The following is a 22495-nucleotide window of genomic DNA, read 5'->3' on the forward strand; positions in this document are numbered from 1 at the left end:
CGAGATCACCGGACCCTGATATCGCCCCAGCAACATGACGGGCGCACAAGCTTAAAGGAATTTTTTACATGGCCACCGTGAACAAGTCCGAGAAGGACCGCGTCGTTATTTTTGACACCACCTTGCGCGACGGCGAGCAGTGCCCCGGCGCCACCATGACCTTCGAGGAGAAGCTCGAGGTTGCCGAGCTCCTGGATGACATGGGCGTCGACGTCATCGAAGCCGGCTTCCCGATCACCTCGGAAGGCGACTTCCAGGCGGTCAGCGAGATTGCCCGCCGCTCCAAGAATGCTGTCATCGCCGGGCTGTCGCGCGCGCATCCGGCCGACATCGACCGGTGCGCCGAAGCCGTCAAGTTCGCCAAGCGCGGCCGCGTCCACACCGTGATTGCGACCTCGCCGCTGCATATGCGCGTGAAATTGAACAAGACCCCGGAGCAGGTGATCGAGACCTCGGTTGCCATGGTCGCGCGCGCCCGCAACCAGATCGACGACGTCGAATGGTCGGCGGAGGACGGCACCCGCAGCGAGATGGATTTCCTCTGTCGCATCGTCGAAGCCGTGATCAGGGCCGGCGCCACCACGGTGAACATCCCCGATACCGTCGGCTATACGGTGCCGGAAGAGTACACCCATTTCATGAAGACGCTGATCGAGCGTGTGCCGAACTCGGACAAGGCGGTGTTCTCGGTTCACTGCCATAACGATCTCGGCATGGCGGTTGCGAACTCGCTGGCCGGTATCGTCGGCGGTGCCCGCCAGGTCGAGTGCACCGTCAACGGCATCGGCGAGCGCGCCGGCAACGCCGCGCTGGAAGAGATCGTGATGGCGATCAATGTGCGGAACGACAAGTTTCCGTACTGGAACAAGATCGACACCACGCAGCTCACCCGTGCGTCCAAGTTGGTGTCGGCCGCGACCTCGTTTCCCGTCCAGTACAACAAGGCGATCGTCGGGCGTAACGCCTTCGCCCATGAGAGCGGCATCCATCAGGACGGCGTGCTGAAGGACGCCTCGACCTACGAGATCATGCGGCCCGAGATGGTCGGCCTGAAGCAGTCGTCGCTGGTGCTCGGCAAGCATTCCGGCCGCCATGCCTTCGTGCACAAGCTGGAGGAGATGGGCTACAAGCTCGGCCCCAACCAGCTGGAGGATGCCTTTACGCGGATGAAGGCCCTGGCCGACCGCAAGAAGGACATCTACGACGAGGACATCGAGGCGCTGCTGGACGAGGAGATCGCGGCCGCGCACGACCGCATCAAGCTGTCCTCGCTGACCGTGATCGCCGGCACCCATGGCCCGCAGCGCGCCACCATGAAGCTCGACGTCGACGGCCAGACCAGGATCGAGGAGGCCGAGGGCAACGGCCCGGTCGACGCCGTCTTCAACTGCATCAAGCGCCTGGTGCCGCACGACGCCAAGCTCGAACTGTACCAGGTGCACGCGGTGACCGAAGGCACCGACGCCCAGGCCGAAGTCTCGGTGCGGCTGGCGCATGAGGGCCGCTCGATGACCGCGCGCGCCGCCGATCCGGACACGCTGGTTGCCTCGGCCAAGGCCTATCTCGGTGCGCTGAACAAGATCGTGATGAAGCGCCAGCGCGACGTCCCGGCGGCGGCCGCGAGCTGACGTCCAGAGAAATGACCGAAGAATAAAAAACGCGGCGTCATCGGCGCCGCGTTTTTGCTTTCTGGCGCGCGCTTCGCCGCCTCCTCCAGCCGCTACAGCTTGTAGCCGATGTTTCGCAGCAGGTCTTTCCGCCACGCAATGTCGGCGTCGGTCTCGATGTCCAGCGGCGAGGCGCCATCCACCACACCGAGCACGCCGCGCCCCAGCTCCGTTTGCGCGACAATCACCTGTGTCGGGTTGGCCGTCGCGCAATAGATCCGGCAGACCTCCGGCACGGCGCGCACCGCAGCCAGCACGTTGACGGGAAAAAAACCTTCACCAAGGAAGATCAAGAAAGTGTGGCCGGCGCCGATGGCCAATGCGTTGTCGCGTGCCAGGGCGAGTGAGGCTTCGTCGTTGCCGGACCAGCGCACCAATCGCTTGCCGGAGGCTTCGCAGAAGGCCACCCCGAAGCGGATACGCGGAACCGCGCCCACCAGCGCCTCGTGAAGATCCTCCACCGTCTTGATGAAATGCGACTGGCCGAAGATGAAGTTGACGTCATCCGGCTTGACGATGGGCACCACTGTGAGTTCCATCGCTTCGCTCCTTCAGGATGAGCTAGATGCCATCCATGCTAGGCCGCCTGAAGATGATTGCAAGCGCCGGCCAGGGTCGGAGGCCGACATCGCCTTGGACCGACGCTTTCGAAAACTCGGCGTCGTGGACGCCGCGTTTTCTTTCGATCATCTCACGAAGCTATCACCTTCGCGGCGTCGCGGGCCACCACGTCAGGCGGCCGGCCTGATGTTCTGGTTGACCCGGAACAGATTGGCAGAGTCATATTTGCGCTTCACCTCGGTCAGTCGCGCATAATTGGATCCGTAGGTCGCCTTGAGGCGGGCGTCGCCCTCATCGTCCATCATGAAGTTCGGGTAGGCGCCGCCGAGGTCGAATGGGTGAACCGCCTCCCAATAGGCCTTGGTCCATCGGGTGATCGGCCCTGCCTTTTGCGGATTCGGATCGATGCCGGCGATCACCATCGACCAGGTCGCATCACGGCAATTCCAGGCGGTCTCGCCGATTCCGACGCGGTGCACGGCGCCGTCGATCGGGTAGAGATGCATGAGCGACAATTCGCTCGGGGTTTTTGCGGCCTGCTCGAGATGGATGTCGATCGCGGCGTCCGGCAGCGTCTTGACGAAGTCGCCGCGCCAGTACCACTGCATGCCCTTGGGATAGAGCCCGTCGAACATGCTCTGCACCGCGGGATATGGCATCGTTCCCATCCAGTTGAGCCATGGCTCCGGCAATGCGTCGAGGAACGGCGCCAGGGCCGTCTTGGCCGCATCCTCGGGACCGTCGTAGCAGCACATCAGGAGGCAGATGTGCTTTCCCCAGAGCTCCTTGGGGAACGGCGGGCTGGACGGAATCGTCTTGAGCCCGAGGAAAGTGCCAAGCTCCTCCGGTGCAGCCGGGAGGAAGTCGCGATAACGCTGCATGATGGCGCGCGCGTGCTTCTGGTCCCAGGCGATCGGCCCGGCAAACACGGTGGTGACGGGGTGGAGCTGGAACACAAAGGAGGTGACGACGCCGAAATTGCCGCCGCCGCCGCGCAGCGCCCAGAACAGGTCGGGGTTTTGGTTCTTGCTGGCGACTACGACGCTGCCGTCGGCCAGCACGACGTCGGCCTCGATCATGTTGTCGATGGTGAGTCCGTATTTGCGGGTGAGGTAGCCGTGGCCGCCGCTCAAGGTCAGGCCGGCGATTCCGGTGGTCGAGATGATGCCGGCGGGCACGGCGAGGCCGAACGCGTGGGTGGCATGGTCGACGTCGCCCTGAGTGCATCCCGCGCCGACCCGCGCGGTGCGGGCGACTGCGTCGACGCGGACGCCCTTCATGGTCGAGAGGTCGATGACCAATCCGTCATCGACACTGGCGAGACCGGGGCCATTATGGCCGCCGCCGCGGATCGCGATCCGCAGCTCATTGTCGTGGCCGAACTTCACCGCCGCGATGACGTCGGCGACATCGGCGCAGCGCGCGATCAGCAATGGCCGCTTGTCGATCATGCCGTTATAGAGCGCGCGAGCCTCGTCGTACTCGGCCTCGCCAGGCTCGATCACGGTGCCACGCAGGCTCTCACGCAATTTGGTCTTGGCTTCGTCACGCATGATGCTCTCCTGATCTCACGGGTCAGTCGGGCTGTCCGATTACGGCCTCCTGCGTCCGTCCATGGGAACTGGCCTGCCACCTGCTGGCGTTCTGCCGGTTCGCCCGACGGCGATAACTTGGCACGCTGGCGCAATGGCCGCGTCACCCGATCGATGGAGATGCTGGCTGCCGGTTCCCCGGGCGTGCTACGCTGCGGCGGGGTTGGCCCGGCGGGCTGGAGCCACCGACATGCGTGAAGCGGACGAGCTTTCGCGGGTCATAGGCGACGTCTACGATGCCTCGCTCGATCCGGCGCTGTGGCCGAGCGCGATCGAAAGCATCTGCGGTTATATCGGCGCGGCCTCCGCCAGCCTGCATTCGCAGGACGCGGTCAGCAGGGCCACCGACGCGCTGTTCTGGTGGGGCCGCGAGCCCAATGCGCCGCACTATTTCCAGCTCTATCTGGAGAGCTACGGCAAGATCAATCCGATCTTTCCAGGCGTCGTCCTTTTCGACGTGGAGCAATCGGTCGCCGTCCCCGACGTGATTTCCTGCGAAGAGTACGTTCGGACGCGCTTCTTTCGCGAATGGCTCGCGCCGCAAAGCCTGATGGACGGCCTGTTTTCGAACCTGGAGAAGGGGGTGACGAGCTGCGCGCTGTTCACCGCCATGCGTCACGCTGGCCAGGGCCAGGTCGACAACCGCATGCGCCAGCGGTTCGAACTGATCACGCCACACGTCCGGCGCGCCATGCTGATTGGCAAAATGATCGATCTGCATCGCGTCGAGGCGGCGGTGTTGGCGGACAGTCTCGACGAGCTCGCCTCGGGCATGTTCATTGTCGATCAGACCGGCCGTATCATCCATGCCAATGCCAGCGCGCATCGCCTGGTCGCCGAGGCCAATGTGCTGCGCGCCACCAACGGCCGGATCGCGGCGCTTGATTCGGAGGGCAACCGGCATCTGCTCGAGATATTCGCGGCGGCCCAGGCCGGCGATTCGGCCGTCGGAAAGAAAGGGATCGCCATGCCGCTGACCGCGCGAACCGGCGGGCGCTACGTTGCCCACGTGCTGCCCCTGACCTCAGGCGCGCGCCGAAAGGCCGGCATTTCATATTCGGCGGCGGCCGCGGTGTTCGTCCGCAAGGCCGGGGTGGACTTGCCGTCACCGCCAGAGGCTATCGCCGACGAGTTCAAGCTGACGCCGGCGGAGGTCCGTGTCATGTTTGCGATCGTCGAGATCGGCGGCGTGCCCGAGGTCGCCCCGGTGCTCGGCATTTCCGAGCAAACCGTCAAGACCCACCTGCATCGCATCTATGAAAAGACCGCCACGAAACGACAGGCCGATCTCGTGAAGCTGGTCGCTGGCTACCCGGGAGCCCTCTGACCGGCGTCCTGCATCTTCGTTGCGGGAAAACGCGGCGCCTCGGCGCCGCGCTTTTACTTTGAGCTGACCGGGGCGAATTTGCGCGCGCGACCGGCGGCTCTTTGGCGCCGGTGTGCTCAGTCTGCTGCAGCAAAATGCGCCATCTGGTCTGCGTGTGCCTTCAGGAAGCACGGGCTGCTGCAACCTCAAGCGCCGGCATGCGACCTGCGTGCGCAGGGCGCGAGCCAATGCACCTGGCTCCGCGCCAAACGTGGTACTCCGTCTTTGGTATTTACCGAGGCGCTGTAATTGACCAGCCTATGCTCATTACATGCGCGATGATTGGATTGCGCCAGGTCGCAGGCAGTATCGCCACACCATTTTATAGTGTTTGGATTTCCCGGTTTGCTCGTCCTCGCGGCAGATATTTGCAGCGGATAGGAGGGAGCATGCAGCAGCAGTCCATCATTCACTTATCGGAGCTCTGTGTCTCCACTGGCGCTCCGGGCAAGGTCAGTCGGTCGGGCGAGGAGTAGCAACAAGCTCCCCGCCAGGCCCCGCGTTCGTTTGGTCTTCTGATTGTGCAGGACTGACGGCTCTCCGTGCGGACACGCCCGGAGAGCGACGTGCCGCAAATGATTGTGCCGTGCAGTAGCCATCAGCCTGATCTCAGGTTTTCACAATTTGCTGAGGAGCTTGCCATGTCACTCACCATCACCGGTAAAGTTATTGAGGACGAGAACCTCGGACTGACAACCCTGGCCGCCGACAGCGACGCCACTGATGCCGACAACAACGTCATTCTCTCCAGCTTCCAGAGCAGTATTTCCACCTCATCGTCGCTCGGCGCTGAGCTCAAGTCGCTGGGCATTTATCCCGATACGACGACGAACTCCGCCAACGGCACGACCCAGGCGATCGGGATCGCCGAGAATGCGATCGTCAGCACCACTGACCAGAACTTGCAGTTCACCAACAGCACCGGTGGCACTTTGAGCGCCGTCTCCACCGGCTTCACGGCCCTCGACGACAACGAGATCTTCCTCTACTCCGACTCGAGCAATCCCGATATCGTGCTCGGCATCGAGGGGAACGGAACGACCGCAAACCCCAGCGGAGCGGTTGCCTTCGCTCTCCTGCTACAGCCGACAAGCGGCGGCGCGACAATCTGGGTCGTGCAGTACGAGGCACTCACCAACACGAATCCGGCCGTGGGGGAGGACGCCAACACCCTCGATCTCACCAATAAGGTCTATGTCAGCGGGACGTCCAGCACCACCAGCACCGAGTCGTTCGTGATCGGCACCAAGCAGCCGGGACAGAACTACTGGCTGCCATTCACCAGCACCGACGGGAAAGCGACGGTCATCGTGACCGGGCTCGACAAGAGCGCGAGCAGTCCCGATACCGTCAACACCAGCTCGGTCGGCGACGGCAGCGACAGTCAGGCGATCACCCCCACCCAGGCCCTGCGCTTCGATTTCGTCTCGAGCTTCACCGGCGGCTCCACCAAGGATAAGACCTTCCTCACCGACGGTTCGCTCAACAGCCTCGTCTATACCGAAGGAAACGAGGCGACGTTCGACATCAGCCAGGTGACTCCCACCGGCAGTTTCGTTAACGTGCTGATCATCGCCCAGAACGAGACGAACGGCACGTTCGGCAGCACCAACACGAGCACGTCCACCAACCCGGTGACGATCGGCGAGGTCAAGGTCTGGACCGGCGGTGTTGGTGGGAACCTGATTGCCGATTCGGCGCAGGCGAGCAACCTGAACCACGGCATAACTTTCACCTTCAACGCCGATGGCAGCGTGACCGTCAATCACCTGACCGTCAACGAGACGGTCGACTTCATTGCGGCCAATGGTGCGCAGTTCGACCAGTTCGTGGCCAAAAACGTCACCGGAACCGGCAACACGCCGGGCTTCGACATTCTCAACGTCACGCAAACGCAGACGACCACGACCACGATCACCGACACCCAGGAAGTCGGCTCGCACATCATCTTCGAGGACAGCGTGCCGACCGCGAGCACGAGCAAGGTGACGGGGACCGTCGATGAAGACCAGCTGTCGACCAATCTCCTTCCCGACAAGGACGGCAGCGCGACGGCGACCGGCTCGGTGACGACGCTGTTCAATCCGGGCGTCGACACGCCGCTCACTTACAGGCTGGCGACCGACACGAGCAGCCTGACGAGCCAAGGCCTTACGTCCGGCGGGAATGCGTTAAATTATGCCGTTACGAGCAGCGGCGGCGTCGACACCCTGACCGCCAGCTACACCGTGGGCCTGACGACGACGACCGTGTTCACGCTCGCGCTGACCGAGGCGACGGGAGCCTGGACCTTCACGCTTTCGGCGCCCGTCGATCAGGGCCCAGGAGCCAACGACTCGAGTAATACCACGATCGACTTCAGCTCGCTGATCCTGGCGACCGACGCCGACGGCAATTTCGGCGCCGGCGATACGGCCACCGCCGGCGCCGGGGCGCTGACGGTCACGGTCATCGACGACGTGCCGGTGAACTTCAACCCAGAGGCGATCGTCGCCGCGGACGACGTTCAGGATGCCGCCGGCTCCACCTTCACCGGGAAGCTCGTCAACACGGATTCGGCCGACGGGACGGTCGATCCCAATTCGTCGCTCACCATCGACCAGCATGCCGGTGCCGACGGCTTCGGCGCTTTGACCTTCACCGGTACGAACGGCTCGAAGCTGACGGGCCAACTCGACGGTGGCTCGAGCCAGAACCTGCAAGCGAACGGAAGCGACATCTACCTGTTCGGGTTCGGCACGGGCACGCTGACCGCGACGACCGATTCGACCGGCGCCGGGCTTCCCGGCGGCGCGAGCGGATCCCCCATCACGGCGGATGAGGTGTTCACCATCACGCTCGACCACACGAGCGGTCAGTACACCTTCGACATGCTCCAGCCGATCGGCAACGGCGCGAGATTCACGTTCAGTGACTTCGCCGACGTGCCCGCCGGCGACTACGCGTGGTTCTCGCTGCCGTTCAACCCGACGACGAAAGAGCCCGTCAGCCCCGGCAAGTCGGTAGTCTTCACCGGGCTTAGCCCCGGCGTCGACACCGTCAACCCCAGCAATATCGGCGTCGGCACCGACAAGCAGGCGGTGGCCCCGGGCGAAGCCATCCGCATCGACTTCGTCGACAACGTCCATTCGATCACCACCACCACCGACCTGAAGTCGCTCAGCACCCTCGGCTATCTCGATCACTACGAGGTCAACAACAGCGGCTTCACGCTCTCGCAAGTCAATCCGAACGGAAAGACCGTCGACATCCGCCTCGACGCCTATGAGGTCCCGGAATCGACGTCGCTCTCCCCCGGAGGGACGTTCCCGAGCGATGCCACGCATGAGGCGATCACCGAGGTCAAGATCGTGACCGAGGACAGCAGTGGCAACGTAACCGGCACGCTTGCGGACTTCACCGCAGATGGGACGGCGACGTTCACCAATGGCGGCGTCAGCCAAAGCGTGATTGCGGACTTCGCACCAACAGGCGACAGTAATGGCGTGGACTTGCAAGGCCTTAAACAGGTGCCGGGAGAGTTCATTCTGGTCAGCACGGCGACCGGGTTCGATCGCCTGCTGGCGACCAACATCGGCACTGTCTACAGCAACAAGGACTCGTTCGACATGGGCGCGGTGTCGGTCTCGACCTTCAACGCCGGCCAACCCCTCAACATGTCCTTCAACCTCGCGCTGCAGGACTACGACGCGTTCCATAGCGGATCGAACAGCAACCTCACGGAGGCAGGGACAGGCACGCTCAACATCAACCTGACCGCGCCGACGCACGCATGACGGCTGCCATGCGATCGGCACACGTCGGCGATCTTGGGTCGGGCGAGGAGCCCGGCCTGAGCGCCGGCGCGGCACCGGGCTATACGGTGCACGAGGTGAACGATGTAATCGCGCAGATCAAGGAAGCGCTTGCGGTCAAGCGAATGCCGACCGCGCCGCCCAAGGTCGAACCGTCGTCCGCGACCACGGCAATGGACTCCGGACTGGCCGGGCTCGCCGTGATCGCGGGATATTACCGGATCGCCGCCGATCCGGCGCAATTGCGCCATCAGCTCGCGCTCACTGGCCGCTTTGCCGAGGCCGAGGATATAATCCGCGGCGCCAACCAACTGAAATTGCGCTCGCGCATCCTGCGCGGCGTCACGGCCAAGCGCCTCGCCGCCATTCCCTATCCCGCGCTGATCGGCCTTAGGGACGGCGGCTTCCACGTGCTGGCGGCCTCACCGACGAAAGGGCTCGCGCGGCTGCTCGATCCGATTGCCCGCATTGGGCGGGAGCTGCCGATCGAGCAGATCGTGGCGCTGTCATCAGGTGAGGTGGTGCTGATCACGCGCCGCCTGGGCGGGGCGGGGACAGACCCACGCACATTCGGATTCCGCTGGTTCCTGCCCTCGATCCTGCGCTACCGGCGGCCTCTGGCTCAGGTCGCTGTCGCGTCCCTCTTCGTGCAGCTGTTCGCACTCGTCACGCCGATTTTTTTCCAGCTCGTCGTCGACAAGGTGCTGGTGCACAAGGGCTTGTCGACACTGACCGTTCTGATCGTCGGCATGGTCACGCTGGGACTGTTCGAATCGGTGCTGCAATTCCTCCGCGCCTATACGCTGAGCCACACCACCAACCGGATCGATGTCGAGCTCGGCCGGCGTCTGTTCCATCACCTCTTTCGCCTGCCGCTGGCCTATTTCGAGACGCGCGCGGCCGGCCAGACCGTTGCGCGCGTGCGTGAGCTCGAGACGATCCGCAGCTTCCTGACCGGGCAGGGGCTGACCTCGCTGCTCGACCTCGTCTTCACCCTCGTCTTCTTCGTGGTGATGTTCATCTACTCGGCCAGACTGACGCTGGTCGTGCTCGGCACGATCCCCGTCTATCTGCTGATCGCGGTGCTGATCAGGCCGGTTCTGCGTGAGCAGATCAACGAAAAGTTCAACCGCGGAGCGCGATCGCAGCAGTTTCTCGTCGAGTCGATCGTCGGAGCGCCGACGTTGAAAGCGGCGAGCGTCGAGCCGATGATGCAGGCCCAATGGGAGGAACGGCTGGCGTCCTATGTCCGCACGTCGTTCGATGCCGGTATCACCGGCGCGCTCGGCCAGAATCTCGTCCAGTATGTGAGCAAGGCCACGACGGCGCTGATCTTGCTGTTCGGCGCGCAGGCGGTGATCGAGGGTGCGATGACGGTCGGCGAGCTGATCGCGTTCAACATGATCGCCTCCCAGGTCGTGGCGCCGGTTCTCCGCCTCTCCCAGCTCTGGCAGGACTTCCAGCAGGTCCAGGTTTCGGTGGCGCGGCTCGGCGACATCTTGAACACGCCGCCGGAACCCACGCCGCAGAACCTGTTGACCCTGCCGCCGCCGAGGGGCGCGATCGAGCTGCGGGGCGTGTCGTTGCGCTATCGGGCAGATGCGGCCGAAGCGCTGCGCAACGTCACCCTGTCGATCGCCGCGGGCGAAGTCATCGGTTTCGTCGGTTCGTCGGGCTCGGGCAAGTCGACGCTCGTCAAGTTGGTGCAGAGGCTTTATGCGCCGCAGGCAGGGCAGGTGATGCTTGACGGCGTCGACATCGCCCAGCTCGACCCAGGTTGGCTCCGCCGCCAGATCGGCGTGGTGCTGCAGGAGAACATCCTGTTCAATCGGTCGATCCACGAGAACATCGCGCTCGGCGATCCCGCGGCACCGCGGGCATGGGTGATCCAGGCGGCGAAGCTCGCCGGCGCCGACGAGTTCATCGCGCAGATGCCGCAGGGCTACGATACGATTATCGAGGAGCGCGGCGCCAATCTCTCGGGCGGCCAGCGCCAGCGCATCGCCATCGCTCGCGCACTCGCCTCCAATCCGCGCATCCTCATCTTCGACGAGGCGACCTCGTCGCTGGACTACGAGAGCGAACGTGTCATCCAGGAGAACATGCGCGCGATCGTGCGTGGCCGCACGGTGCTGATCATCGCCCATCGCTTGGCGGCGGTGCGTCCGTGCACGCGCATCGTCGGAATGGACAAGGGCGAGATCGTCGAGATCGGGACTCACGAGGAGCTCCTGGCGCGTCGAGGCGGCCTCTACGCAAGACTCTGGGCGCTGCAGTCGGATCAGGCGAGGGCCGGGGCATGAACCAAAGAGCCGCATTGCCGCCTCCGCCGCCCCGCCAGCCGGTCCCGCCGCCTGCCGCGGTCGTCGCCGGCCGCGACCGCGAATTTCTGCCGGCCGCGATCGAGATCCTGGAAACGCCGGCGCCGCCTCTGTCCATCGTTACGATGGTGACGATTTGCGTGTTTTTCGCAGCAGCGCTTGCCTGGTCGTTCTACGGTCGGCTCGACGTGCATGCGGTGGCGCCCGGCAAAATCGACACGGCCGGGCGCGCCAAGGTGATCCAGCCGTTCGACCCCGGCAAGATCGCTGCCCTCCACGTCGAGAACGGGCAGCACGTGCGGGCGGGCGACCTGCTGCTGGAGCTCGATCCCGCGGAGGCGGCCGCGGAGGCCAATGCCCAGCGCGATGCGCTCCATGCGGACCTCGCCGAAATCGCGCGCCGGCGTTTCGCCATCGCAACTGCGCGAGCCGTGCTCGACCGTCCAGCGAAATCAAAGGAGGCGGGCGCACGCGAAGCCGTTATCGCCGACCTCATGCAAGCCGCCGCCGACCCTGCGCCGCGAATTGTCTGGGGTGTCGAACTGCCGGAGGCGATCCGCTTGCGCGAGGCTGCGGTGTTGACAGCGGACGTCAACCAGCTCATCGGCGCCTTGCAAAGCCTCGACAAGCAGATGGCCCAGAAGGAGGCGACGCGTCAGCGCCTGGAAATGAGGATCGCCTACCAGGACAAGCTGATCGAAACGCTGACCGCGCTCCTCAGCGTGCGCCAGCAGTCGTACGATCTCAAGGTCGGGACCAAGATCAATCTCTACGACGCCAAGGGGGAGCTGGAGAAATCGCAATCCTCGCGGGCCTCCGACGAAGGCGAGTTGATCGAAACCGAAGCCGCGCTGATGGAACTCGCGAGCGAGAAGATCAAGACGCTCTCGCAATTCGTGGCGGATAATGGCAACAAGCAGGCCGAGGCCGAGCGCAAGGCGGACGAAGCCAAGCAGGCGGTGGTCAAGGCCTGGGCACGCCTGGCGCGCACCCGGCTCCATTCGCCGGTCGACGGTGTCGCGCAGCAGATCGCTGTGACGACAGTCGGCCAGGTCGTCACCACGGGGCAGCAGCTCCTGGTCGTGGCGCCGACCGAAGGGGCGCTGCAAATCGAGGCGCTGGTCGCCAATCTCGACATCGGTTTCGTCAAACCCGGCCAGACCGCGGCGATCAAGGTCGACGCCTTCCCCTTCACCCGTTTCGGCGTTCTGCATGGAAAGGTCGTGCGCATCGCCTCCGAGGCGGTCGAGGAACAGGAGGCCAAGCGCGGTCTCGCCAACGCGCCCGCCACCGCCAATACGGCTGGCGTCCCGCCTGCCAGTCAGGCTGGACAGCCCCAGAGCTTCGTCTTTCCGGTGACCATCGCGCTCGACGAGCAGGCGATGGACATAGACGGCGCGATGGTCGCTCTAACGCCGGGCATGACCGTGACTGTCGAAATCAAGACCGACAGCCGCCGCGTGATCGACTATCTGCTTTCCCCGCTTGCCAAGATCGCATCCGAGGCGTTGAAGGAGCGATAGGTACAGCGCGCACCTGCCGTGCGGAGTCGTCTGCGTCGAGCCCAAGTGGATTGGGCGGAGATGCGGGTCTCTGAAATCGAGGTCGCGCCGTTGCTGGCGCGCAACACACTCCACCAAATCGTCAGCCACCCTCCCTCCAACGCCTGTGCATTGTCCCTTGGCTCGACGGGGGCTCTCCCTCGCGATAGATTGCCGCGGGGGAGACCGATGCGCCGACAGCCGAACAATCTCTTGCCTATAGTCCTGGTTGCCCTGCTGGTGCAGATCTTTGCACCGATCAGCGCATGCTGGGCGGCCAGTCTTGCGGCCTCCGATCCGCTTGCAGGCGCAGTCATCTGCCACGCGAGTGCAGCACAAGGACCCGAGCAGGACGATCAGACCGGCCAGCATGTCCATGACTTCTGCGTCGCCTGCAATGTACTGCAGACTGGCGCCTTGATCGACACTCGGCAGGCATCAGCCTCGATCGCGGTGGATCGCCTGACAAGCCAGATAGCCTGGCAGGACTGGGCGCCGGGTCTCTTCGGTTCGAGAATTGCTTCTGAGGCTCAGGCGCGCGCGCCGCCGTTTCCGTCGTAAAGCTGCGCGGCCAAAAGGCCGCTGAGCCCTTTACACATCAACGCTCGCGGAGATTTCCATGTTCATCCGTCATGCGCGTGCAGCCTTGCCAGGACTTGCCATCGCGCTCATTCCTTTTTCCGGAAGCACAGCCCACGAAATCGTCGGCAACCGGTTCTTTCCGGCTACGCTCGGCATCGACGACCCAGGCGTGAATGACGAGCTTTCCCTGCCGACGGTGTCAAGCTTCAACATCGGCGACGACCTGTCATTTCGACAGCGCGACTTCTCCGGCGAATTTGCCAAGCGGATCACCGAGGCATTCGCGATCTCGATCGGCTCGACCTACAGCGTCTTCAGCCCGCCAGGCGGCCCTACCGGGATGGGTGCTCATGGGTTCCAGAACCTGGAGACGACTTTCAAGTATCGGGTCTTCAAGGACCCAGCCCATGAATTCGTGATGTCGGTTGGCTTGAATATCGAATGGGGCGGCACTGGCTCGGATAGCGTCGGAGCCGATCCGTTCAACACTTACACGCCGACCGTCTTTTTCGGCAAAGGTTTCGGTGACCTGCCTGACACCTTGTCGTGGCTGCGCCCCGTCGCGGTCACCGGACAGGTTGGTTATGCCATCCCTGGCAGCCATTCCACCACAACCTTCGGGGTCGATCCCGACACCGGTGAACCGACAGCCGACACCGAGTTTCATCCGCAGGTGTTGAACTGGGGCGGAACCATCCAGTACAGCATGCCCTATCTGAAATCCGCGGTCATCGATCTCGGGCTGCCCGATTTCTTCAATCACCTGATCCCTCTGGTCGAAGCCAAGATGCAGACGCCGGTCGCAAACACGCTGACATCGGGGACGGTGACGACCGGCACCATCAACCCCGGCGTTCTCTGGGTCGGAAATACCTATCAACTCGGTGTCGAGGCGCTTGTCCCGGTCAATCGGCAAAGCGGGACCCGCGTCGGCGTGATCGCCCAGCTCCACCTATATCTCGACGATATCGATCCCCACGGAATCGGCAGGCCAATCTTTGGCGGGGCGATGCAGCCTGCCAGTCCTTTTGCGAGGAAATGATCATGCGACGCTCATCTCTGATCTGGATCATCGCGCTGCTGTCATTGGCGACCGGCAAAGCATACGCCCATGCTCTTCTCGATCATGCCGAGCCGCGCGTCGGCAACAAGGTGGCAAGCCCGCCGCGCGCGGTGACGCTCTACTTCACCCAGAAGCTCGAACCGGCGTTCAGTTCGGTCACGGTCACCGGTCCTTCCGGCCAGCGTGTCGATGCCGGAAAGGCGCGTGTGAACGGCAGCCAGATGTCCGTCATGTTAAAAGGCGGCGGTGTCGGGACCTACCACGTCAATTGGCACGTGTTGTCCGTGGATACCCACAAGACTGACGGGAGCTTCACCTTCCAGGTCGGTCGATAGAGCACCGTTGCGATGGATTGGTCCGCAGCTGGAGCGCCGATGGTCGCGACGCGCGCCGTGCACTTCGCGGCGACCGCGGTGGCGGTTGGAAGCGTTATCTTCGGGGTGCTCATCGCTGGCCCTGTCTTGCAGCACCATGCGACGGTGGCGATTTTATTCCGGGAGCGAGCGCGGCGGGGAACATGGGCCTGCCTTGTCGTGGCGGTGATCTCGGGCCTGTTGTGGCTGTTGCTGCAAACGTCGTCGATGAGTGGAAAGCCCTTCAACGAGGCTCTGACGGCAGACATGCTGTCGACGGTGCTCAACGAAACTCAGTTCGGTCGGGTGACGATCATTCGCGCAGGTCTGGCGATCTGCCTGGCCGTCTGCCTCATCTATAACCGTGCGGTAGCCGCACAATGGCTAGGGCTTGCGGCGGCGACCGGGCTTGCCGGCAGCCTTGCCTGGACCGGCCACGCCGGCTCGACTGTTGGCATGGCCGGCTACCTGCATCTCACGGCAGACGCGCTGCACGTCGTTGCTGCGGCAGCCTGGATCGGCGGTCTGGTCTCACTGATCACCTTCCTGACGACCGTCCAGGTACGCGAAAACATATCGCTCGTCCGGCATGCCATCGGACGATTTTCGACGATGGGCGTGGTTTGCGTGGCCATCATCCTGCTCAGTGGCATTGTCAACGGCGCCATTCTGGTCGGCTCGTTCTATGGGCTGGTGGCCACCGAATATGGGCGCCTGCTGATGTTCAAAATTGCGATGTTCGCGGTGATGCTCGCCTTCGCCGCTATCAACCGGTTTCGCTTGACGCCACAGCTCGTCTCTACCGGAAAAGAACAACCGTCTCGCGCGCTTCATCACCTGATCCGTAACAGTGCGATTGAGACAGCGCTCGGACTGGGCATCCTTGTTATTGTCGCGGTGCTCGGAACCTTGCATCCGGCCACTCACTTGGTCAATCTCACAACCTCTCGGTGACTAGCTACTATCGAAGCTACTGTTCTCGCCGCAAAGATTTCGAAGTCCACGTCTTGTCCGAAGCGGTCCCGCTTGAAGTGATGGCGTCGAAGGAGACATGGCAGGACAGTCGTCCGTTTGCGATCGATCTGCGCCCGCCCCCGTAGCGCGACACGGGGCAACTCAGATCTTGTTTCATCCGCGCGCAGGCTTGCTGGCCGGCACTCCAACAGGCGCGGGCCTCCACCTGGAGCGGCGTTATCGGAGGCCAATCCTGGCTACGGCCGTGTCCGCTATCTCTTTCGGCTCACTCATGCCGGTTGCGCCAGCCTCGATAACCTTGCGAGCCACCATCTCGCAAAGCGGATCATTGCGATCAACGAGGCCCATCGAGCGTAAGGCAAGGTCGAAAGCTTTGTTCAAAATCTCAATTTCCTCAGGCGTATATTTGCCGGTTTTCAGCATGCGGTTGATCGGCATTGGCCCGCCCCATCCATGACGTGGGTTCCGGTTATACCACGGAACTTCGTTCACGGGCCGAGAACCCTAAAAGCGGCCCCTGAGTCTTTAGACGGATCGGGTGGCAGATCTTGGGAACGGGCTTCCTAAGAAGTGCCTTGGAAGAGCGCTGGTGCCTCCGCCGGGCGGGATGGAGCGGCGGTTAGCCTGGAAGCCTGTTGCCGATTGGACACGGCGAGCAACTCAGCAAAAGTCCGTCAAGTCTTCGCGGCAGGCTACCCGCTTCTCCGTGCATTCAACGCACGGCATGGACTTTTTCTGCTCGAGAGATGCTCGAACTGCGTCCTCAATGGCGAGCGCGCATAGCGGCCGTTATCGCGCGTGGGCGAGGGGGCAATACTGTACTGATACGAGGGCGACGATCAGGATGCTCCCGCGAAACATCTCGCCACGCCTACTTCTTCCATTAATTCGCTTTTGCGGCGGCCTAGGTGCCTGTGGCAGTTCCCGAACCAGCACGTTCGCGCATGAGCACCGCGACGACGACGCCGGAGATGAGGGTGAGCGCGGCGATCGCGATGATCGCCGCTGCAAGCCCGAATTGGTCGGCGACAATGCCCGCCGACAGCGCGCCGATCGCGTAGCCGAGATCGCGCCAGAAGCGGTAGACGCTGAGCGAGCGGGCGCGCCAACTCGGATGCGATGCGTCGGAGACGGCAGCGATCAGGCTCGGGTAAACCATGGCCGTGCCAATTCCGAGGAGCAGGCTGCCGACCAGCCACCACTCGAAATGGCTGGTCACGGCGGTCAGGAATAGGCCTGCAGCCTGGATCCACATGCCGGCTGTGATCAGCCCCTTGCGGCCCCAGCGGTCCGACAGCGGGCCTGTTGCAGTCTGCAGGATGCCCCAGGTTGCCGGATAGATCGCTTTCAGAATACCGATGCGTTCGACCGAGAGGCCAAAGGACACGAAGAACAGCGGAAAGATGCCCCAGCTCATACCGTCATTCAGGTTGTTGACGAGTCCGGCCTGACATGCGGCGAACAGGTTGCGATCCTTGAATGAGGTGAGGAGGAAGATCTCCCTAAAACTGATGGGAACCACCTGCCGCGCATGGCCCGCAGTCTCGAGCCGAACATGATCGCGGGTGTCGCGTACCAGCAAGATCGAGAGCGCGAAGCCGAGCATCGCATAGGCAACACCGAGATAGATCGGCGCCGGCCGCAGCCCCGATTCCGACGCAATGTATCCAGTGAGATATGCGGTCACGCCGACTGCGAGATAACCGGCGAACTCGTTCAGGCCCACCGCCAAACCGCGCGACCTGGGCCCAACCAGATCGATCTTCATGATCACGGTCATCGACCAGGCAAAACCCTGGTTGATGCCCAGAAGGGCGTTGGCGGCGACGACCCATTTCCAACTCGGCGCCCAGATGATCATGAAGGGCACCGGCAGGCCGACCAGCCAACCGAGGATGAGAACACGCTTGCGTCCCCAGGCGTCGGCCAGCTGGCCGGAGATCAGGTTGGCGCACGCCTTCACGACGCCGAAGCTGACGATGAAGGAGACGACAAGCGTCGTCGAGCCGATCCTGAATTCCTCGGCACCGATCAGCGGCACGACGGTTCGCTCGATCCCGACCATCCCGCCGACGAACGCGTTGATCAGGAGCAGCAGCGCGAACTGTGGCCAGTTCTCCCGGAGCCCTAGCCGAACCGATGGGGCCGCTTGCGGCGCGGACACTGCTTCGCTCATGGAATCAGGCCGTAGCAGCCGTGACACCTGCATTGGCGGCTCTGATCTGCGCGGCTTCTGGCGGCGCCGGCGGAATCTCCGCGACCATGAACCGGACAAACTCGGCCTCGTCCTCGATCATGAGCGCCTGGTTGTGCCGCTTCTCGAAGCCGATGGTGGACCACGGCTTTCCGCTGAGGCGGCGACCACAGACCGAGCCCGCATAAGCGCCGGGCATGACGTCCACATAGTCGGGAAGGCCTTTCAGTCTGCGCGCGCTGCAGAACAGTTGCCTTGCGCCTTCTTCGGCATTGGCGGCGAGTTCGGTGCGGCCGAGATCGCCGACCATCAGCGTGTGGCCAGTCAAGACGAACCAGGGTTCGTTGGCGCGCGTTCGATCTGTCACGAGAAGGCAGATGTGCTCGGGTGTGTGGCCTGGGGTGTGCAGCACCGTCGCTGAGACGTTGCCAAGCGGGAGAACCTCGCCGTCCCGCACGCCCTTGTATGAGAATGATACGCCTGCCTCCGTCGATAGCACGTATTCGGCCCCTGCCGCGTCGGCGAGGGCTCGACCCGCCGAGAGATGGTCGGCATGAACATGCGTGTCGACGACGAAGTGAATTCGCATCCCGGCGTTGTCGGCAGCTTGCAGATAGGGCTGGATGTCACCGACCGGATCAACCACCGCACCCGCGGCCTTGCCGCCGCAGCCGAAAAGGTACGAAATGCCAACGGGGCTATTGTGCAAGAATTGACGCAGGATCATGGGCTTGCACTCCTCTATCAGAGAACGTAGATTAACATTCAATCGATCAGCTGAATGATATATCCAGGAGATGACGTGTCAAGCATCGGGCCGAAACAAGCGATCTATGAGAACCTCGCCGAGGTGGCGCAGGCGCTCGGCCATCCGCACCGGCTGGAGTTGTTGGAACATTTGGCGCAGGGCGTGCGCAGCGTCGAGGAGCTATCTGCCCGGGCGCATCTGACCTTCGCCAATACATCGAGACACTTGCAGATTCTCAGGCGAGCACGCCTCGTAGAGACGACGCGGCGCGGCAAACACGTTCTCTATCGCCTGGCCGGCGAGACTGAAGTGGTTACGCTGCTCAAAGCCCTGGGTCGCGTGGGTGAACGGAACATTGCCGAAATCAGCAGCGTCGTTGCTGATTACTTTCACGCCCGAGATGCGCTCGAACCTGTGTCGCGAGAGGATTTGGTCGCCAGGTTGCACGACCATCTGGTGACGGTGCTAGATGTGCGCCCCGAGGACGAGTTCGCGCTTGGTCATCTCCCTGGCGCGCTCAACATACCGCTCGCGGAACTGGAGCGACGCTTGGCGGAAATTCCAAAAAGCCGCGAAGTGATCGCCTATTGCCGTGGTCCCTATTGCGTCTTTTCGATTGAAGCCGTCGCGGCGCTCAGGGCCCAGGGCTATTCCGTCCGCCGGCTCGAGGATGGATACCCCGAATGGAAGGCCGCAGGCCTGCCGGTCGAATCTGCTGCTTGAGCCAAGCGGATCTAACTATATCGGAAAACTTGACGGGCGATATGCACGGAGGATCTCTGCTGACGAGTGTTGCGTCCCCCGTGTTGATGGCCAGCCGGAAAGGTCCGCTTTTGAGCGAGTGCGAGAACGCGGCTGAGCCTATCGGCCCTTTCCGGACTTGTGAGCACAGGCGGTAACTCGCCCACGCGCCGCAGGGCGCCACTTTCGCCCGGAAGCCTGTTGCCGATTGGACGCGACGGGCAACTCAGCAAAACCCGTCAAGTCCCCGCATCAAAAATATTTCTGTTTTTTAGAATTGCAACTCAGTGTATGAATGTCGCGTCTCACCCGCTTGAGGGGCGCTTCGCGATCGTCACGAGTGTTGGGTCGAGATGCGGTGGACGCCGATGTCACGGCTGACGAGCGTGGCAGATAGCGGACGGTGAAGTCGTGCAGGCCTGACGCCCTAACACTACTTTGGCAGAATGTGTTTGCGCGACTGCTTTTCAAGGATTTGCTTTCGGCAATATGGGCACTGCTGAGACGGCGGCCGAAGGATGAGATCGACGATGGCGTGACGTACGGCGGGCATGGTTGGTTGAGGCGGAGGCCCGTTGATTCTTTTTTTTCCGCCCCGCGTGTGCGAGGCGACGATGTTGCAGGAAGGCGTAGGCAATCATGGTCATCAGGGCGTGGCGATGAAGACCTTGCCATGATCGCCCTTCGAAGTGATCCAGTCCAAGCTCCTCCTTCAACTGCTGATGCGCCTGCTCACAAATCCACCGTGCCTTGATGGTTGCGGCCAGCGTGCGCAGATCCGTCGCCGCCGGGAGATTGGCGAGATAGTATTTCTTCTCCCCGGAGGCGCGTTGCTCGCCAATGAGCCAGGCCTCGTCGCCTGGGAGATGCTGCTGACCCTTGTCCCAAATCCGCTGCGGAGGGCCGTCGGCGGTGCGGACACGGACAGCAGCAAATCGGGCTGTCAGACGACCTTTCGTTCCGCTGCGCCAACTCACGGTTTTCCATTTGGCGCTGGCCAGCATTTGTTCTGCCGCAATCGATAAGACATCTGGTACGTGGTGCTTTCGTGGCTTCCCGCGGACTTTGGTAATCGGCCAAATGAGCTGTACATCAACCGGATACACCTTGAGATGCCGAGGGATGCCGACGGCCCAGGCCAGGCCGCGTTCTGTTAGCCCCTGTCGAAACGGTGCGCTAAGCCCGTATCCTGCATCCGCCAGCACGCATCCAAAGCGCACGTTGGCTGCCATCGCTCGGTCAACCTCGGCCAAAGCAATTTCCGGCTTGGATCGTGCCGTTCGGTGTTCGATCGGCACGCGAGCACGCTTCAAACGAGACACATTGCTCGTCCAGCTTTCGGGCAAAAAGAGACGCAGCGCGACCATTACTGGCACTTCGCCGCGCGCAAGGGTCAGCGACACCAGCGTTTGGCAATTTGCCGTTTTGCCAAGAGAGGACGCATATTGAGGCGCGACGCCAACCGAGCGTTCGCCCTTCTTCGGCATTGCGGTGTCGTCAATAACGAGCACCGCGTCCTTGCCGCCGACAAGCCGGTCGGCCTGATTTAACAGTTCAGATTCCAGCGGAGTCGCGTCCCAGACACCGTCGGCAATGAAATGGTGCAACTGATCGTAGTTGCCCGCGGCAAGGCGCTCCGCCATCGGCTGAACGCTTTTGCGGTCGCCGGGACCGATCAATCCCGCAACGTACAATGGACACATCCGCCGCCGGGTCCTATGACCCAACCGATCCAGGAACGGCTTCAGCCAGCGTTCGAGTTCGTCTTCCCACTCCGCCATGGTCAGCCCTCCGAGAGCCGACCACCCATGAATCATTGAAAAATCGATTCGGGAATCCTAAAAAACGCAGTAAAAGCGATAATCTGCCAAAGTAGTGCTAAGGTCCGGACTCAATCAGGTCCACCAAATGATAGCGGCAGCAAGATTGACGGCCGAGAGGAAGTTTCTGGCGAGCTTGTCATAGCGGGTTGCAATGCGCCGCCAGTCCTTGAGCCTGCAAAACATGCGCTCGACGAGGTTGCGCCGCTTGTATGCGGCGCGGTCGAACGGATGGAAGCGTTTTCGGGTGGGATTGTTTGGGATGACCGGGGTTGTTCCCCGTTCGATGAGGAATTGCCGCAGTTCGTTCGCGTCATAGGCCGTGTCGGCCGCACAGCAACGCGGTGGTGGCAGAGAGCTGAGCAGGGGCAGCGCCGCGCGGATGTCACCACGCTGACCTGGCGTTACTTCGAGCGCGATGGCGCGTCCGAGACTGTCGCAGACGGCGTGGATCTTGGTGGTCCTGCCACCGCGGGAACGACCGATGGCCTGAGCCTCCGCCCCCCTTTTCCACCGGCCGCCGCACGGTGCGCCTTGGCGGTCGTGGAATCGATGGCCTGGAAGTCGTCATCGGGCGACAGGCCCCGAAGTGCTTCGAACAGATTGCGCCAGACCTCGCGCCGCGACCAGCGGTTCCAGCGATTGTAGACGGTCGTGTAAGGGCCGAACACTGCCGGGCAATCGCGCCAGCGGCAGCCGGACTTCAACACATGGATGATGCCACTGATCACGCGGCGATCATCGACTCGACGAGCGCCGGGCTGATTTTGCGGCAGCAAGGGCTCGATTGCTGCCCACTGCCGATCATTCAACCAAAACTCGCCCGCCATGATCCAAGCCCCGCAAATGCAGAGCTTGAATCATATCTCCACGTAAAATTATACATCTGATTGAGTACAAACCTTAGTGGCAGGTGTCTCGTCAGTGGGGGCAAGAGCTTTCACTGATGACGGTGACAACAAAGCCCAGTCTCGCCGGGGAGAGCACGTATAAGCCGTAACCCATCGCGCAGGGAAAGCCGGGATTGCTCCGGTTTCACCTGTGGTCCTACCTCCCGAGCTTTCCATTTGCTCGGGACCCATGGGTGCGATCGGCACCCGGCTTTCCCTGCGCCCTCTGCTGATTGAGAGGGCGGAACGAGATGCAAGCTCGGACAGTTCGTGTCGCGAGAATGCTG

Annotated in this window: 17 protein-coding genes; 10 read left to right on the forward strand and 7 right to left on the reverse strand. The window is 62.8% G+C overall.

From position 1 onward, the window contains the following. The first annotated feature begins 68 nt into the window (after positions 1-68). Positions 69-1628 (forward strand): 2-isopropylmalate synthase, encoded by a 1560-nt coding sequence (locus MTX23_RS09690; protein ID WP_280976407.1) that lies wholly within the window; start codon positions 69-71, stop codon positions 1626-1628. Between the two features lie 92 nt (positions 1629-1720). Here MTX23_RS09690 and MTX23_RS09695 read toward each other — a convergent pair whose 3' ends face one another. Both MTX23_RS09695 and MTX23_RS09700 read right to left on the reverse strand, forming a co-directional pair. Continuing rightward, positions 1721-2206, reverse strand: coding sequence for an adenosine-specific kinase (locus MTX23_RS09695; protein ID WP_280976408.1), 486 nt, complete (start codon positions 2204-2206; stop codon positions 1721-1723). 192 nt (positions 2207-2398) lie between these two features. Then, a complete protein-coding gene (locus MTX23_RS09700) occupies positions 2399-3781 on the reverse strand; it encodes an FAD-binding oxidoreductase (protein ID WP_280976409.1) in 1383 nt (460 codons plus the stop codon). Between the two features lie 229 nt (positions 3782-4010). On the opposite strand from MTX23_RS09700, the gene MTX23_RS09705 reads away from it, so the two are divergent. The 8 genes from MTX23_RS09705 to copD all read left to right on the forward strand — a co-directional run bounded on the left by MTX23_RS09705 (position 4011) and on the right by copD (position 15794). Continuing rightward, positions 4011-5147, forward strand: a complete 1137-nt coding sequence (locus MTX23_RS09705) for a LuxR C-terminal-related transcriptional regulator (RefSeq protein WP_280976410.1) — start codon at positions 4011-4013, stop codon at positions 5145-5147. Positions 5148-5827: 680 nt separating this feature from the next. After that, the gene (locus MTX23_RS09710; protein ID WP_280976411.1) at positions 5828-8962 is read left to right on the forward strand and encodes a hypothetical protein; all 3135 of its coding nucleotides are present in this window, start codon (positions 5828-5830) and stop codon (positions 8960-8962) included. A gap of 143 nt (positions 8963-9105) precedes the next feature. Then, entirely contained in the window at positions 9106-11283 is a 2178-nt protein-coding gene (locus tag MTX23_RS09715; RefSeq protein ID WP_280978028.1) for a type I secretion system permease/ATPase, read from the forward strand. Next, the gene (locus tag MTX23_RS09720; protein ID WP_280976412.1) at positions 11280-12824 is read left to right on the forward strand and encodes an HlyD family type I secretion periplasmic adaptor subunit; all 1545 of its coding nucleotides are present in this window, start codon (positions 11280-11282) and stop codon (positions 12822-12824) included. The genes MTX23_RS09715 and MTX23_RS09720 overlap by 4 nt, the downstream gene beginning before the upstream one ends. Before the next feature lie 207 nt (positions 12825-13031). After that, a complete protein-coding gene (locus tag MTX23_RS09725; RefSeq protein ID WP_280976413.1) occupies positions 13032-13403 on the forward strand; it encodes a DUF2946 family protein in 372 nt (123 codons plus the stop codon). 58 nt (positions 13404-13461) lie between these two features. Continuing rightward, a complete protein-coding gene (locus MTX23_RS09730) occupies positions 13462-14466 on the forward strand; it encodes a hypothetical protein (RefSeq protein ID WP_280976414.1) in 1005 nt (334 codons plus the stop codon). 2 nt (positions 14467-14468) lie between these two features. Beyond that, positions 14469-14822, forward strand: a complete 354-nt coding sequence (locus tag MTX23_RS09735) for a copper resistance CopC family protein (RefSeq protein ID WP_280976415.1) — start codon at positions 14469-14471, stop codon at positions 14820-14822. A gap of 39 nt (positions 14823-14861) precedes the next feature. Next, positions 14862-15794: a copper homeostasis membrane protein CopD gene (copD, locus tag MTX23_RS09740; RefSeq protein ID WP_280976416.1), complete on the forward strand. Its 933-nt coding sequence runs from the start codon at positions 14862-14864 to the stop codon at positions 15792-15794. Positions 15795-16031: 237 nt separating this feature from the next. On the opposite strand, the gene MTX23_RS09745 is transcribed toward copD, so the two are convergent. The 3 genes from MTX23_RS09745 to MTX23_RS09755 all read right to left on the reverse strand — a co-directional run bounded on the left by MTX23_RS09745 (position 16032) and on the right by MTX23_RS09755 (position 18736). Continuing rightward, entirely contained in the window at positions 16032-16253 is a 222-nt protein-coding gene (locus MTX23_RS09745) for a hypothetical protein (RefSeq protein WP_280976417.1), read from the reverse strand. Between the two features lie 466 nt (positions 16254-16719). Beyond that, the gene (locus MTX23_RS09750) at positions 16720-17991 is read right to left on the reverse strand and encodes an MFS transporter (protein ID WP_280976418.1); all 1272 of its coding nucleotides are present in this window, start codon (positions 17989-17991) and stop codon (positions 16720-16722) included. A gap of 4 nt (positions 17992-17995) precedes the next feature. Then, on the reverse strand, positions 17996-18736 hold the full coding sequence (locus MTX23_RS09755) for an MBL fold metallo-hydrolase (protein ID WP_280976419.1): 741 nt from the start codon (positions 18734-18736) through the stop codon (positions 17996-17998). Positions 18737-18811: 75 nt separating this feature from the next. Here MTX23_RS09755 and MTX23_RS09760 point away from each other — a divergent pair, with 75 nt between their 5' ends. Then, positions 18812-19480, forward strand: a complete 669-nt coding sequence (locus tag MTX23_RS09760) for a metalloregulator ArsR/SmtB family transcription factor (protein ID WP_280976420.1) — start codon at positions 18812-18814, stop codon at positions 19478-19480. 485 nt (positions 19481-19965) lie between these two features. Here the strand turns inward: MTX23_RS09760 and MTX23_RS09765 are convergent, their stop codons facing one another. After that, positions 19966-21315 (reverse strand): IS701 family transposase, encoded by a 1350-nt coding sequence (locus MTX23_RS09765; protein ID WP_280972939.1) that lies wholly within the window; start codon positions 21313-21315, stop codon positions 19966-19968. Between the two features lie 78 nt (positions 21316-21393). Next, positions 21394-22148, reverse strand: a protein-coding gene (locus MTX23_RS09770) for an IS5 family transposase (protein WP_280972604.1) whose coding sequence is annotated in 2 segments (ribosomal slippage) — positions 21394-21815 and positions 21815-22148 — 756 coding nt in all. Because the reading frame shifts where the segments join, the coding sequence is not laid out codon by codon here. Between the last annotated feature and the right edge of the window lie 347 nt (positions 22149-22495).

This window comes from Bradyrhizobium sp. ISRA436, from assembly GCF_029910015.1.
Lineage (GTDB): Bacteria > Pseudomonadota > Alphaproteobacteria > Rhizobiales > Xanthobacteraceae > Bradyrhizobium.

Coding starts and splice junctions, on each gene's coding strand:
- MTX23_RS09690 (WP_280976407.1), top strand. CDS start 69: ATGGCCACCGTGAACAAGTCCGAGAAGGACCGCGTCGTTATTTTTGAC.
- MTX23_RS09725 (WP_280976413.1), top strand. CDS start 13,032: ATGCGCCGACAGCCGAACAATCTCTTGCCTATAGTCCTGGTTGCCCTG.
- MTX23_RS09710 (WP_280976411.1), top strand. CDS start 5,828: ATGTCACTCACCATCACCGGTAAAGTTATTGAGGACGAGAACCTCGGA.
- MTX23_RS09695 (WP_280976408.1), bottom strand. CDS start 2,206: ATGGAACTCACAGTGGTGCCCATCGTCAAGCCGGATGACGTCAACTTC.
- MTX23_RS09700 (WP_280976409.1), bottom strand. CDS start 3,781: ATGCGTGACGAAGCCAAGACCAAATTGCGTGAGAGCCTGCGTGGCACC.
- MTX23_RS09705 (WP_280976410.1), top strand. CDS start 4,011: ATGCGTGAAGCGGACGAGCTTTCGCGGGTCATAGGCGACGTCTACGAT.
- MTX23_RS09755 (WP_280976419.1), bottom strand. CDS start 18,736: ATGATCCTGCGTCAATTCTTGCACAATAGCCCCGTTGGCATTTCGTAC.
- MTX23_RS09765 (WP_280972939.1), bottom strand. CDS start 21,315: ATGATTCATGGGTGGTCGGCTCTCGGAGGGCTGACCATGGCGGAGTGG.
- MTX23_RS09735 (WP_280976415.1), top strand. CDS start 14,469: ATGCGACGCTCATCTCTGATCTGGATCATCGCGCTGCTGTCATTGGCG.
- MTX23_RS09750 (WP_280976418.1), bottom strand. CDS start 17,991: ATGAGCGAAGCAGTGTCCGCGCCGCAAGCGGCCCCATCGGTTCGGCTA.
- MTX23_RS09720 (WP_280976412.1), top strand. CDS start 11,280: ATGAACCAAAGAGCCGCATTGCCGCCTCCGCCGCCCCGCCAGCCGGTC.
- MTX23_RS09715 (WP_280978028.1), top strand. CDS start 9,106: ATGCCGACCGCGCCGCCCAAGGTCGAACCGTCGTCCGCGACCACGGCA.
- copD (WP_280976416.1), top strand. CDS start 14,862: ATGGTCGCGACGCGCGCCGTGCACTTCGCGGCGACCGCGGTGGCGGTT.
- MTX23_RS09745 (WP_280976417.1), bottom strand. CDS start 16,253: ATGCCGATCAACCGCATGCTGAAAACCGGCAAATATACGCCTGAGGAA.
- MTX23_RS09730 (WP_280976414.1), top strand. CDS start 13,462: ATGTTCATCCGTCATGCGCGTGCAGCCTTGCCAGGACTTGCCATCGCG.